The organism is Agrobacterium genomosp. 13 str. CFBP 6927, from assembly GCA_900012615.1.
Taxonomy (GTDB): Bacteria; Pseudomonadota; Alphaproteobacteria; order Rhizobiales; family Rhizobiaceae; genus Agrobacterium.
On the sequence record LT009756.1, the window covers coordinates 1,722,038 to 1,734,898 of the forward strand.

The window sequence follows — 12,861 nt, forward strand, 5'->3', positions numbered from 1 at the left end:
TCGGTATCGCTCGGTAACGTCTTTCAAGAGGACTTTTTCTTCGCTTCCTTCAGCGCTTTTGCCCGCTCGCGCACAACGGTCGCCCGGCCCGGCTTGATCTCCTGCCGCGCGCGCCCGAAGGCTAGCGCATCATCAGGCACGTCATCGGTAATCACGCTGCCGGAGGCGATATAGGCCCCCTCTCCAATGGTGACAGGAGCAACCAGCGACGAGTTCGAGCCGATGAAGCTATTGGCACCGATCCGCGTTTCTGCCTTGTTGTAGCCGTCGTAATTGCAGGTGATGGTGCCCGCACCGATATTGCTGCCCGCGCCGATGAAGGCATCGCCGATATAGGTCAGATGGTTGACCTTGGCGCCCTCGCCGATCTCCGCTTTCTTCACTTCGCAGAAATTGCCGACCTTGGCATTGGCGTGCAGATTGGCGCCCGGGCGCAATCGCGCATAGGGACCGACTGTCGCACCCTCGGCGACATAAGCCCCTTCCAGATGTGAAAACGCATGGATGACGGCACCCGGCTCGATGGTGACGCCGGGACCGATGACGACATTCGGTTCGATCAAAACGTCCTGACCGATCTTCGTGTCATAGGAGAGAAAGACCGTTTCGGGCGCAATCATCGAAACGCCGTCCACCATCAATTCGTGGCGGCGACGTTCCTGCCAGAGCTTCTCGATAAAGGCCAGTTCGGCGCGGTTGTTACAGCCGACCAGCTCGGCTTCCGGCGCATCGATGGCGACGGCGCGGCGGCCGAGGGAACGGGCGATCTCGACCACATCGGTCAGATAATATTCGCCCTTCACATTGCTGTTGCCGATCCGGTCGAGCAGGTCCAGCGCGTTGCGACCGTTGATGGCCATCAAGCCGCTATTGCACCAGGTAACCTTACGCTCCGCATCGGTCGCATCCTTCTCCTCGCGGATAGCGACAAGTTCGCCATCCTTGACCAGAAGCCGGCCGTAGCCGGTCGGGCGATCGGTATGGAAACCGATGACGGCGACATCGGCGCCGGCGGCAATCGCCTCACGTGCCCGGTCGAGCGTTGCAGAGGTGATGAGCGGCACATCGCCATAGGCAACAATGAGATCGTCGAAACCGCGCTCAATGGCTGCGCGTGCGGCAAGAACCGCATGGCCTGTGCCCTTGCGTTCCGTCTGCAGAAAAGCTTCGACCTGAAGGCCCTGCATGCTTGCGGCGGCAGCGACATTGTCGGCATCGCGCCCGACCACCAGCGCCACCGCGCCGACACCCGCTCCAGCCACCGCCTCCACCACATGCCCGATCATCGGGCGTCCCGCGACCGGATGAAGCACCTTGGATTTCGACGACTTCATGCGCGTGCTGTCGCCCGCTGCGAGAATAACGGCTAGAGAGCTGCGCTCCATAAGACCTCCAACACCCTGTCACCGGCCACAGGACGGCCGCGACAGTGGCAATGTTTGACTTGACGCCGACCGGTTTAACGGACGGGCGCATCGGTGATTTCTTTCCGGCACTGCTATAACGGCGCCCCACTTAAGAAACCATGCAAATCTCCACCAAATTTCCACGCCGATTTTCATCAAACGTGATCGGCGGCTGCCTGGCATGATCTATTTTCGGGAATTACGGGCCGTGAATTCGAGTATCTGCTGACGGCCGTTTTCAATCAGCCTTTCCATCTCGCGGCGGGCCTCGGCCTCGTCGTGCAGGCGAAATGCTTCCACGAGCCTCAGATGGGAGGCGGATACGTCGGAAATCTCGTTGGGGTCGGTTTCCGGGTTGCTCATCCGGAAAATGCCCGCCAGGGCCGCCTTTATCAGCGAACCGACCGTGCGCATGAACGGGTTGCCGGACATTTCGGTAATCAGGACATGGAAATTCATATCCGCAAGCGCCCGCTTTTCCTTGGAATAGGCCGTGTTGCCCATCTCATTGGCGTAAGCGACGAGCTTTGCAATATCGCCGTCTTTTGCCCTGATAGCGGCAAGCCCCGCACCATAGGGTTCGAAAGCCAGACGGATATCATAAAGGTGCAAAAGGAATTCGTCGCTGACACCCGCCTCGAAATGCCAGAGCAGCACTTCGCTGTCGAACATGTTCCAGTTCTCGCGTTCCGTCACCCGAGTACCAATACGGGCCTTGGGAGAAATCATGCCCTTGGCCGTCAGCGTCTTCATCGCTTCGCGCAGAACCGTGCGGGATACTTTCAGCCGCTCCATAAGCTCGGCGTCGCCGGGCAGAATATCACCCGTCTTGAAAACGCCGGACACGATATCAAGGCCTAGCTTGTGCACGACCTGTGCATGATTTGTCCGTAACTTTCGAAAACCGATCGCCGCATCGAGCATTCCGCGCTGCAAATGTCATGTCCTTCCGTTCGGTTGGCGATCTCAAAAATCGCGCCAGACGTGTATATCCAAAGTCACAATATAGTGAAAAACATCAAGTCGTCTGAAAAGCAAAGGCAAACTTCATCTGCAACGTAAAACACATGAAAATAAAAAAGGCCGCACATGAATTTCATGTACGGCCTGTTATCAGCGGGAATGGAAAGTCCCGTTACTGCGGCAGCTTGTCGTCCACGCCGGCAACGTAGAAGTTGAGGCCGAGCAGAACGCCGTCCTCGGCCTTTTCACCGGCCTTCAGCCATTCCGAACCGTCCTGCTTCTTCACCGGGCCGGTGAAGGGATGCAGCTCGCCCGACTTGATCTTGGCTTCGGTATCCTCGGCCATCTTCTTCACGTCATCAGGCATGTTGGTGTAGGGCGCCATGGTCAGGATGCCATCCTTCAGGCCGTCCCAGACGGATTCGGACTTCCAGGTGCCATCGAGAAGAGCCTGCGTGCGCTTGATATAATAGGCGCCCCAGGTGTCCTTGATGGCGGTCAGCTGCGTCTGCGGGCCGGCCGCGATCATGTCGGAAGCCTGACCGAAGGCCTTGATGCCGCGTTCGGCCGCAACCTGCATCGGCGCGGTGGTGTCGGTGTGCTGCGTCAGGATGTCGACGCCCTGGTCGATCAGCGCCTTGGCGGCATCGGCTTCCTTGCCGGGGTCGAACCAGGTATTGGCCCAGACGACCTTGACCTTGAAGTCCGGATTGACCGACTGCGCGCCGAGAACGAAGGCGTCGATGCCCATCACCACTTCCGGGATCGGGAAGGAAGCGATGTAGCCGGCAAGACCCTTCTTGGACATCTTCGCGGCGATCTGGCCCTGAATGTAACGGCCTTCATAGAAACGCGAATTGTAGGTGGCGACGTTTTCGGCGGTCTTGAAGCCGGTAGCGTGTTCGAACTTCACCTTGGGGAACTTCTGGGCGACCTTCACGGTCGCATCCATGAAGCCGAAGGAGGTGGTATAGACCAGCTCGCAGCCCGAGCGGGCCATGCGCTCGATGGCGCGTTCAGCATCCGGGCCTTCCGGCACGCTTTCAAGGAAAGGCGTTTCGATCTTGTCGCCGAAATGCGCCTGCAGTTCCTGGCGGCCGATATCATGCGCCTGCGTCCAGCCGCCGTCGGTCTTTGAACCGACATAGATGAAGCAGACCTTCTTGGCGTCGGCGGCCTCAGCCGAGGAAACGACGCCGCCGAGAGCCGCAACGGAAGCGGCGAGTGCGATGACCAGTTTTTTCATTTTTACCCCTGTTGGTTTGGAGACTTGAGACTTCTTCACCTGTCCGGCACGAAGGATTTGCCCAGCGATGCCGGTGTGTTGATCAAGGTCGTGCGGCGATTATGCGAGATGATGACGAGCACGACAATAGTTGCAAGGTAAGGTAGTGCCGAAAGCAGTTGCGACGGGACGCCGATGCCGAAGGCCTGCGCGTGCAATTGCCCGATCGTGACGGCGCCGAACAGATAGCCGCCCGCCAGCAGGCGCCAGGGACGCCAGGAGGCGAAGACGACGAGCGCCAGCGCAATCCAGCCGCGCCCGGCCGACATGTTTTCCACCCATTGCGGTGTGTAGACAAGCGACAGCTGCGCGCCGGCGAGACCCGCGCAGGCACCGCCGAACATGACAGCCAGATACCGCGTGCGGATGACATTGATGCCGAGCGCATGGGCGGAACCATGATTGTCGCCGATCGCACGAATCTTGAGACCCGTGCGGCTTTTGAACAGAAACCAGCTGATACCGGCAACGAGCGCGATGGACATGTAGAAGATCAGGTCCTGCCGGAACAGCAAGGGGCCGAAGAACGGAATCTCGGACAGAACCGGAAAGACGATGGGCTGCAGCTTGACACCCGGCAGGCCGACGAAGCTTTCGCCCAGCATGCCGGAAACACCAAGACCGAGAATGGTAAGCGCAAGGCCCGTCGCCACCTGGTTGGTCACCAGTGTCAGTGTCAGGAAGCCGAACAGCAGCGAAAAAACCGCGCCGGAAGCGATGCCGGCCAGAATACCGAGATAGGGAGACCCCGTCATATGGGCGGTCGCAAAAGCGCAGACCGCCCCCATGATCATCATGCCCTCGACACCGAGATTGAGGACGCCGGAGCGCTCCGCCACGAGCTCGCCGGAGGCGGCAAGCACCAGCGGTGTCGCGGCGGTGATGACGGTGAGAAGAATGGCCTGAAGCATATCCATCATGCCGCTCCTTCTTTATGATGCGCCTTGCCGGAAAAGACGACCCTGATGCGATAGAAGATCAGAGTGTCGCAGGAGAGCACGAAGAACAGCATCAGCCCCTGAAACACGCGCGTCACCTTGTCCGAGACGCCAATCGAAAGCTGCGCAGCCTCGCCGCCCAGATAGGTCAGCGCCAGCACCAGCCCGGAAAGGATGATACCGAGAGGGTTGAGACGGCCGAGAAAGGCGACGATGATGGCGGTGAAGCCGTAACCCGGCGAGATGCTGGGCTGGAGATGGCCAATGGAACCGGAAGCCTCAGATATGCCCGCAAGCCCCGCCAGCGCACCGGAGAGCAGCAGCGAAAACCACACCATGCGGCTTGATGAGAAACCGGCAAAACGCCCTGCCCGCGCCGATTGGCCGAGCACGGTAACCTCGAAGCCTTTCAGCATGTAGCGCATCATGAACCACAGCGCGATGGCCGCAACGATGGCGAAAACGAAACCCCAATGCGCCCGGCCCGATGCCAGCATTTCCGGCAGAACGGCGCTGTCGTTGAAGGGCTTGGTCTGCGGGAAGTTATAGCCGCCCGGATCACGCCAGATGCCGCGCGTCAGCCAGTCGAGAAAAAGCTGCGCGACATAGACCAGCATCAGGCTGACGAGGATTTCATTGGTGTTGAACTTCGTCTTCAACAGCGCCGGAATACCGGCATAAAGCGCGCCGCCGATGGCGCCCATCACCATCATCAGCGGCAGGATGAGCGGCGAATGCCAGTCGGGATAAAGCACCGGCAGGATGGAACCGGTGATCGCGCCGATGGTGAACTGTCCTTCCGCGCCGATATTCCAGTTATTGGAGCGATAACAGATCGACAGGCCGACGCCGATCAGGATCAGCGGCGCGGCCTTGATCGCCAACTCATGCAGCGACCAGACCTCCAGAAGCGGCTCGACGAAAAAGGCGTAAAGCGCGTCCAGCGGGTTCTTGCCGAGCATGGCGAACATGATGGCGCCGACGAGCAGCGTCAGCACCAGCGCCAGAAGCGGCGAAAGGAGAGTGAATAGCTTTGAGACCCCTGCCCGTTTTTCAAGCTCAATGCGCATGCTGGGCGGCTCCCGAATGTGTGTGGATGCCGCCCATCAGCAGGCCGATCTTTTCAAGCGTCATGTCTTCCACGGGATGGGTCTCTGACAGCTTCCCGTCGGAAATGACAGCGATATTGGTGGCGACCTCGAAGATTTCATCGAGATCCTGACTGATGACGATGACCGCCGAGCCCGCCTTGGCGAGATCGACAAGCGCCTGGCGAATTCGGCTCGCCGCACCCGCATCCACACCCCAGGTCGGCTGGTTGACCACCAGCACGGCGGGCTGACGGTCAAGCTCTCGCCCGACGATGAATTTTTGCAGATTGCCGCCAGACAGCGACCCCGCCAGCGGATCGGCCCCGCTCTTGCGCACATCCATGGTTTCCGAGATGCGCCGCGCCGCCGCCTTGATGGTCGAGCCACGGATGATGCGCAGGAAACCGCCGGTCAGAAACGCCTTCCGATCAGAACGCGCCCGCGCCAACAACAGATTGTCGGAAAGGCTCATGCCGGGAACGGCGGCGTGGCCATGGCGCTCTTCCGGCACGAAACCCGCTCCCATCAGCCGGCGGCCATTGATGCCGATACGGCCGACCGGCTTGCCGCGCAAATGGATCGCATCATTATTATAGACCGGATATTCGCCGGAAAGCGCATCGAATAGCTCGCCCTGGCCATTTCCGGCCACACCGGCAATCGCCAGCACTTCGCCGGCGCGCACATTCATGGAAATCGATTTCAGCGCCACGGCAAAAGGCGTGCGTGGCGCAACCGAAAGCCCCATGACCTCGATCTGCGGTTGCCCCAGCGCGGCTCCCGTCGGCCGCGAAACGCTCGCGACATCGCTGCCGACCATCATACGCGCCAGAGATGCAGGCGTTTCCCTGCGCGGATCGCAGGCGCCTGTCACCTTGCCGTGGCGCAGGACGGTGGCGCGATCACAGATGCGCTGCACCTCTTCCAGACGGTGGCTGATATAAAGCACCGAACGGCCTTCGGCTTTCAGCTTTGCCAGCGTCTCGAACAGCTTGTCGGCCTCCTGCGGCGTCAGCACCGAGGTCGGCTCGTCGAGAATGATGAGACGCGGGTTCTGCAACAGCGCGCGCACGATCTCGATACGCTGGCGCTCACCGACCGAAAGATCGGCCACATGCGCATAAGGGTCGAGCGGCAGGCCATAGGCGCGCGACAGCGTTTCCGCTTCCCTCGCGATTTCCTTCAGTGAAATTTTCGGGTCGAGAGACAGGGCGATGTTTTCAGCGACCGTCAACGCCTCGAACAGGGAAAAATGCTGGAAAACCATGCCGATACCGAGGGTTCGGGCCTCGCTTGGCGAGCCCACGGAAACCGGTCGGCCCTGCCAGATAATGTCGCCCTCGGTCGGTGAAAGAACGCCGAACAGCATCTTGACGAGCGTGGACTTGCCGGCACCGTTTTCACCCAGAAGCGCATGGATTTCGCCCGGCGCTATATCGAGGTCGATGCCGTTGCAGGCGGCGAAATTGCCGAACAGCTTTGTCAGCTTGCGAACAGACAGGAGAGGCACGGCCTCCGGCGCCAAATTTCCAGTCACTGGTCCCTCTCTCACCGGCAGCCCATGCTTTCTTTGAAGCACTTCAACAGCTGCGGTTATTGTTCGCAATCACGGGGCAATGCGTATGCAATGCTGCGCGACCATGATGTATTGATAACTGTTTTGCTGCTGCGCACAACTGAAAAACACTTTGCTTAAATGCAATTTGCACAAGCAATAAACGGCCCAGCATCCCTTTCCTAACAGCAGCGTCGAAATCTCTACCATGTCATCCTCGGGCTTGACCCGAGGATCCATAACCCGTTGAAATCATGGATTCTCGGGTCAAGCCCGAGAATGACGTCGAGTGTGGACAACCGCTCCAAAACGCCGCGCATACTACTTTGCACCCAGCGACGGAAAAAACTGCAATATTCCACCGATGCAATAGAGATAGATGCCGCTCGCCACGAATGCGACCACCGCCCATGTCGGCGTTTCGAAATGCATCAGCAGCGCGTAACCGCCAAGCGCGCACCAGACGAAAACGACGGCCAGATTAAGCGGCCGCAGGCGCTTCACCCGCACCGGATGCAGGAAGTTGATCGGCAGGAACGTGAGGAACACCGAGACGGTAACCACGGTCATGGCCGTGGTGGCGCTGGCATCCATGACGAAGAGCGTGAACACCACCATGTTCCACACCACCGGAAAGCCCGAGAAGAAATATTCATCCGTCTTCATGCCCATATCGGCATAATAGATGGCGCTCGATACCACGATCATGCCCGCCGCCACGAAGGATAGCGGCTCGCCGATCATGCCGCTCTGGTAAAGCGCAAAGGCGGGCAAAAGCACATAGGTCACGTAGTCGATGATATTGTCGAGCGTATCGCCCGACCAGTTGGGCAGAACTTCCTTCACCCGCACCTTGCGGGCAATGGGTCCGTCGATACCATCCACCAGAAGCGCCAGCCCCAGCCACCAGAACATGTCGACAAATCGGTGTTCGGCGGCGGCGACGACGCCGAGAAAGGCCAGAAACGAACCGGAAGCCGTAAGCATATGGACGGAAAAGGCGCGGATTTCCGCGTAGGGAACACGCTTGTAGTTGAAAATTTTCATGGTCAGCGTCTGCGCCCCGCTTTTCATCCGCCCTGTCCATTCCGGTATGCGGCCATTCACCACGCTTTGCAACCGGCTCAATCCGCTTATCCTAAGACTAATATAGTGGCACAACCAACGAATCTTCGTGACTGAATGTTCCGGCCCCGAAGTGGATTTGCCCGCGCAAAGACACTATGATGTTCTGGAAATAACAACGGATCAGGACCATGAGACACTTCGATATCGCCATAACAGGTGCGGGACTTGCGGGCCAGATCGCGGCCATCGCGCTGGCGCGGGCGGGCCGCCACGTGGCGCTCATTGCACCTTCCAGCGACAGGAAGGACCAGCGCACCACGGCGCTGATGGACCAGTCCATCCGTTTCATGGACCGTCTCGGCCTCTGGTCTCGCATCGCCCCTGCGGCCGCACGCCTTTCCACCATGCAGATCATTGACGGCACCGAGCGCCTGCTGCGCGCGCCGACCGTACAGTTCCGCTCCTCCGAAATAGGGCTCGACGCCTTCGGCTGGAACATTCCGAACGAGGCGCTGCTCGGCGTGCTTGGTGAGGCTGTCGAACAGGAACACAATATTACCCGCCTCGACACCACCGCCGAGACGATCGACATCGGCAACGACCGCGTCTCCGTGACGCTTGCAGACGGCGAAACGCTCTCTGCCGATTTCCTCATCGGCGCGGATGGCAGGAAGTCGATGGTGCGGGATGCGGCCGGCATCGGCGTCAAATCCTGGTCCTATCCGCAGACGGCCATTGTTTTGAACTTCGGCCACAGCCGGTCGCATGGCAATGTCTCGACGGAATTCCACACCCCCACCGGTCCTTTCACCCAGGTTCCCCTGCCCGGCAACCGCTCCAGCCTCGTCTGGGTCGTTACTCCGCAACAGGCGGAGGAACTGACGGCATTGCCGCTGGAGGCGCTCAGCCTGCGGATCGAGGAGCGCATGCAATCCATGCTGGGCGCTGTTACCGTAGAGGACAGCGTGCAGGCATGGCCGCTTTCTTCCATGACGGCGCACCGCTTCGGCAAGGGCCGTGTCGCCCTGATCGGCGAAGCGGCGCACGGTTTTCCGCCCATCGGCGCGCAGGGTTTGAACCTCAGCCTGCGCGACATCATTTCGCTGACGGAACTGCTCGGTGCCGTCTCCGACCGCCCCATCGCCGCTGATGCCGGCAGCAGCTTTGACCGCAGGCGGCGGGCGGATGTCTACAGCCGCACCCTCAGCGTCGACCTTCTGAACCGCTCTCTGCTTTCCGATCTTCTGCCGGTGCAGATGGCGCGCGCGGCGGGCCTGCATGTCCTCTCCGGCATCGGCACGCTCAGAAGCATGGTTATGCGCGAAGGCATCGAGCCCGGCCGCGGGCTGAAGGCCCTGCCCTCGCTTTTGTTCGGCAGCTTCAAAAAGGCTGGATGAAATAGACCACGCCCGTTAGCGTGAGGACCGACAGCACCGTGGAGATGAGAATCGTCGCCGACGCCCTTTCCTGCCAGACGTGATATTGCTGGCCGATGACGAAGACATTCGTCGCGGTCGGCAAGGCTGCCAACAGCACGGCGGAATAGATCCACACCGGCTCGAAACGCCCGATCGACGAGAGCACAAAATAAGCCGCGAGCGGATGCAGGATCAGCTTGGCCGGCACGATATAGCTGATTTCCACCGGCACCCGTTTCATCGGCCGAAGCGCCAGCGTCACGCCCATGGCAAACAGCGCGCAGGGCGCCGCCGATTGCGCCAGATAATCCACCAGCCGCTGCACCGCCTCCGGCGGCTGCCAGGACAGCGAGGCAGCGAGAAAGCCCGCAATCACCGACACGATGAAGGGATGGGTAATGACCTTGCGCGCCACATCCATTGCAAGCTTCGCCGGGGAGCGCTTGTCACCGCCCGCAACCGCCATCATCGCCGGCGCAACGATGAAATGGGCGGCGTTTTCCAGACAGACGATCAGCGCGACGGGCACCGCCGCCTTTTCGCCGAGCGCCAGCAGCGCAAGGCCCGGACCCATATAGCCGATATTGCCATAGCTCGCCGCGAAACTCTGGATGGTGGTTTCTGCGAGGCTGTTCTTTCGCACGAACCGTCCGATCAGAAACACCAGCAGGAAGATGCCGTAGGTGCAGGCAAGACTGGCGGCAACGAAATCCATGCGCGCCAGCTCTTCGACCGGCGTTTTCGACACCAGCTTGAAAAACAGCGCCGGAAGCGCGGCATAGATGATGAAGGTGTTCAGCCAGCCCATCGCCTCGACCGGCTGTTTCGTGATGCGCGCTGCGCCGTAACCGATGAAGATCAGGCCGAAAAACGGCAAAAGCAATCCGACGATATCGGCCACGGTCTTTCCCTTGCGTCTAAAATACGCGGGAGGCTTAGCCGATTTTCATCAGGATCGGAAAGGTCTCCTGGAACCAGATCGCCACATTGGTGATGAAACCGGACATGAAAGCGATACCGGTAAGCACCAGCAACACGCCCATCAGCTTTTCCACGAGGCCAAGATGGCGGCGGAAGCGCACGAGGAACCGCATGAAGGAACCGGAAAAAGCAGCCGCGATCCAGAACGGCACCGCAAGGCCAAGCGAATAGACGGCAAGCAGCGCCGCACCGTCGCCAACCGTGTCGCGCGAAGCGGCTACACCGAGGATCGCGCCCAGAACCGGACCGATACAGGGCGTCCAGCCGAAAGCGAAGGCAAGGCCCATGACATAGGCTCCGGACAGCGTGGCCGGCTTGCCCGCCCCCTGAAACCGCGCTTCGCGCGAAAACACGCCGATGCGGAAAACACCGAGAAAGTTAAGGCCCATCAGAATGATGATGAAACCGCCGATCTTGGCGAGAATATCGAGATTCTGACGCAAAAGCGTGCCGATCGTCGAGGCGCCGGCGCCCAGCGCCACAAACACCGTGGCAAAACCGAGCGTGAAAAAGAATGCCGAAACCAGCACCGCCTTGCGCACCTCGGGCCGGGGCGCCGAATCCTCCGTCTTGAACTGCTCGACAGAAATACCCGCCATATAACAAAGGTAAGGCGGCACCAGCGGCAGGACGCAGGGCGACAGGAAAGACAAGGCACCGGCCAGAAGCGCGCTGAACAGGGAAATATCGGCAATCGACAAGAAAGAACTCCGGATCCCGTAAAGCCCGCCGCGATTCGTAAAAGATTCGCCGGCACTTCACGCTTTCATTTTCGCACATGTCATTGCCGTAAAACGATTTCACCCGTTTGCCCGACATGTCTGAGCCGCTTTTATCCCCAGCCGCCCCCTGTCTCCAATCACCTTTTCGGGGGTGCGACAAAAAAAACCGGATTGATTGTAGAAAGCGCTTTTTTTGGGTTGACCGAACGGATCGCTCTACCTATGTTCCGCGCACTTCCGAAGGGCAACCAAGCCCCGACACGGGAGAGCGTAGCTCAGCCGGTAGAGCAACTGACTTTTAATCAGTAGGTCCAGGGTTCGAATCCCTGCGCTCTCACCACCTCAACACTCGATTTATCAATAGCTTAGATGTCTTTCTGTCGCAGCGGCCTCCGATCTGCAACAGATTGGAAAACAGCATCCTTGCGTTTTGTTGAGGTAAAAATAACCGCACCTTCTCTTTGCCGGGTACGGAATATCAATCTCCCCATTGCGCCGTTATCGGACAGCGAGCCGACATACCGTCATGATCGCGGCTAGCGATAGGCATAAACATACCGCGCAATATTGTCGTAAAAACTGGAGAGATAAGCCGGCACCCGCTTGAACCGGGCAAATTTGCTGCCGCGATATTCGGCGCGCGTTCCCACCAGCGTGTCCGGATCGCCAAAGGGCAGGAAATCCTTGTCGGTCACGTAGACATGCGTGCCATAACCCCAGCCGCATTCCAGCGCCCGGTCGAAGGGCAGCGTCATCACCCTTGCGGCTTTCAGAAAACCTTCGGCACCGCCGCGTGAGATGATATAGCAGGCTGACGATCCCTGCGGGCCGTAGATGCAGCGCCCGAACGTGTCCCCGAGAGCGCTGGTCTTCCTGCCCTTGAAGCCGCTGCGGCGGTGGTTGGTCAGTTTAATGATCGAATTTTTCGGCATGATCGCAGCCACGGCTTTGACCCGCTCGGAAAAGTCCGGGGTAAAGGCGACATCGTCCTCGACGATTACCGCCATCGGCGCGTCGCTCGCCAGGAAAATCTCCAGCGCCTTTATATGGCTGGCGTAGCAGCCATACTCGCCGGGCAAGGCGTGGCGGCCGTTACGCAGTTCAAAACCGCGCCGGTTAAAGTCCGTCCATTCGGCGGGGGGAATGGTCTTGCCGTCGACACCCTCGACTGGACGCAAATCCAGCCCGAGGCCCGAAGCGCCGTTCAACATTTTTTCCAGCCGTGCGCGGGCTCTGGCGATGGAGATGATGTAGACGGGAAAGGTGGAAATCGGCAGCATTCGCAGGACACCATAAGCATGGAGATGGGAAACCGTCTCCTACAGCATGGCGTGCCGCACGTCCATTCGGAGGCGGAAAGGGGTCTGCATAGAGAGATTCCAAACGGATCTCAGGGGCGCAACGCCCCGGATTCCCCAATCATCAGAATTGGCC

At 59.7% G+C, this 12,861-nt stretch carries 11 protein-coding genes and 1 tRNA gene; 2 read left to right on the forward strand and 10 right to left on the reverse strand.

Annotated elements, in window-relative coordinates:
• Positions 1–23: 23 nt before the first annotated feature.
• From glmU to pcsA, 7 genes are all read right to left on the reverse strand, one after another.
• Complete coding sequence (gene glmU / locus AGR13A_RS08570) at positions 24–1,385, reverse strand: bifunctional UDP-N-acetylglucosamine diphosphorylase/glucosamine-1-phosphate N-acetyltransferase GlmU (RefSeq protein ID WP_080834750.1); 1,362 nt, start codon at positions 1,383–1,385, stop codon at positions 24–26.
• Positions 1,386–1,592: 207 nt separating this feature from the next.
• Positions 1,593–2,330 carry a FadR/GntR family transcriptional regulator gene (locus AGR13A_RS08575; RefSeq protein ID WP_080834753.1) on the reverse strand — a complete coding sequence of 246 codons (738 nt, stop codon included), beginning with the start codon at positions 2,328–2,330 and terminating at the stop codon, positions 1,593–1,595.
• Positions 2,331–2,541: 211 nt separating this feature from the next.
• Complete coding sequence (locus tag AGR13A_RS08580) at positions 2,542–3,615, reverse strand: BMP family ABC transporter substrate-binding protein (RefSeq protein ID WP_035222933.1); 1,074 nt, start codon at positions 3,613–3,615, stop codon at positions 2,542–2,544.
• Positions 3,616–3,650: 35 nt separating this feature from the next.
• On the reverse strand, positions 3,651–4,571 hold the full coding sequence (locus AGR13A_RS08585) for an ABC transporter permease (RefSeq protein WP_035222932.1): 921 nt from the start codon (positions 4,569–4,571) through the stop codon (positions 3,651–3,653).
• Positions 4,571–5,662 carry an ABC transporter permease gene (locus AGR13A_RS08590; RefSeq protein WP_080834756.1) on the reverse strand — a complete coding sequence of 364 codons (1,092 nt, stop codon included), beginning with the start codon at positions 5,660–5,662 and terminating at the stop codon, positions 4,571–4,573. Before AGR13A_RS08590 ends, AGR13A_RS08585 begins: the two co-directional genes overlap by 1 nt.
• Positions 5,652–7,208, reverse strand: a complete 1,557-nt coding sequence (locus tag AGR13A_RS08595; protein WP_167377532.1) for an ABC transporter ATP-binding protein — start codon at positions 7,206–7,208, stop codon at positions 5,652–5,654. The genes AGR13A_RS08590 and AGR13A_RS08595 overlap by 11 nt, the downstream gene beginning before the upstream one ends.
• Positions 7,209–7,559: 351 nt before the next feature.
• Positions 7,560–8,285, reverse strand: coding sequence for a phosphatidylcholine synthase (gene pcsA / locus AGR13A_RS08600; RefSeq protein ID WP_035222923.1), 726 nt, complete (start codon positions 8,283–8,285; stop codon positions 7,560–7,562).
• Positions 8,286–8,494: 209 nt separating this feature from the next.
• On the opposite strand from pcsA, the gene AGR13A_RS08605 reads away from it, so the two are divergent.
• Positions 8,495–9,703, forward strand: a complete 1,209-nt coding sequence (locus tag AGR13A_RS08605; RefSeq protein ID WP_080834758.1) for a UbiH/UbiF family hydroxylase — start codon at positions 8,495–8,497, stop codon at positions 9,701–9,703.
• On the opposite strand, the gene AGR13A_RS08610 is transcribed toward AGR13A_RS08605, so the two are convergent.
• Positions 9,687–10,625, reverse strand: a complete 939-nt coding sequence (locus AGR13A_RS08610) for an AEC family transporter (RefSeq protein ID WP_080834760.1) — start codon at positions 10,623–10,625, stop codon at positions 9,687–9,689. The two genes, AGR13A_RS08605 and AGR13A_RS08610, sit on opposite strands and share 17 nt — an antisense overlap.
• A 34-nt stretch (positions 10,626–10,659) precedes the next feature.
• Positions 10,660–11,406, reverse strand: a complete 747-nt coding sequence (locus tag AGR13A_RS08615) for a cytochrome c biogenesis CcdA family protein (RefSeq protein ID WP_080834762.1) — start codon at positions 11,404–11,406, stop codon at positions 10,660–10,662.
• Positions 11,407–11,691: 285 nt separating this feature from the next.
• On the opposite strand from AGR13A_RS08615, the gene AGR13A_RS08620 reads away from it, so the two are divergent.
• Positions 11,692–11,767 (forward strand) — tRNA-Lys (locus AGR13A_RS08620).
• Between the two features lie 196 nt (positions 11,768–11,963).
• On the opposite strand, the gene AGR13A_RS08625 is transcribed toward AGR13A_RS08620, so the two are convergent.
• A complete protein-coding gene (locus AGR13A_RS08625) occupies positions 11,964–12,707 on the reverse strand; it encodes a glycosyltransferase family 25 protein (RefSeq protein ID WP_080834764.1) in 744 nt (247 codons plus the stop codon).
• Between the last annotated feature and the right edge of the window lie 154 nt (positions 12,708–12,861).

Bases quoted from the DNA above. Each gene is read 5' to 3' on its own strand.
- glmU (WP_080834750.1), bottom strand. From the start codon at position 1,385: ATGGAGCGCAGCTCTCTAGCCGTTATTCTCGCAGCGGGCGACAGCACG.
- AGR13A_RS08575 (WP_080834753.1), bottom strand. From the start codon at position 2,330: ATGCTCGATGCGGCGATCGGTTTTCGAAAGTTACGGACAAATCATGCA.
- AGR13A_RS08580 (WP_035222933.1), bottom strand. From the start codon at position 3,615: ATGAAAAAACTGGTCATCGCACTCGCCGCTTCCGTTGCGGCTCTCGGC.
- AGR13A_RS08585 (WP_035222932.1), bottom strand. From the start codon at position 4,571: ATGGATATGCTTCAGGCCATTCTTCTCACCGTCATCACCGCCGCGACA.
- AGR13A_RS08590 (WP_080834756.1), bottom strand. From the start codon at position 5,662: ATGCGCATTGAGCTTGAAAAACGGGCAGGGGTCTCAAAGCTATTCACT.
- pcsA (WP_035222923.1), bottom strand. From the start codon at position 8,285: ATGAAAATTTTCAACTACAAGCGTGTTCCCTACGCGGAAATCCGCGCC.
- AGR13A_RS08605 (WP_080834758.1), top strand. From the start codon at position 8,495: ATGAGACACTTCGATATCGCCATAACAGGTGCGGGACTTGCGGGCCAG.
- AGR13A_RS08625 (WP_080834764.1), bottom strand. From the start codon at position 12,707: ATGCTGCCGATTTCCACCTTTCCCGTCTACATCATCTCCATCGCCAGA.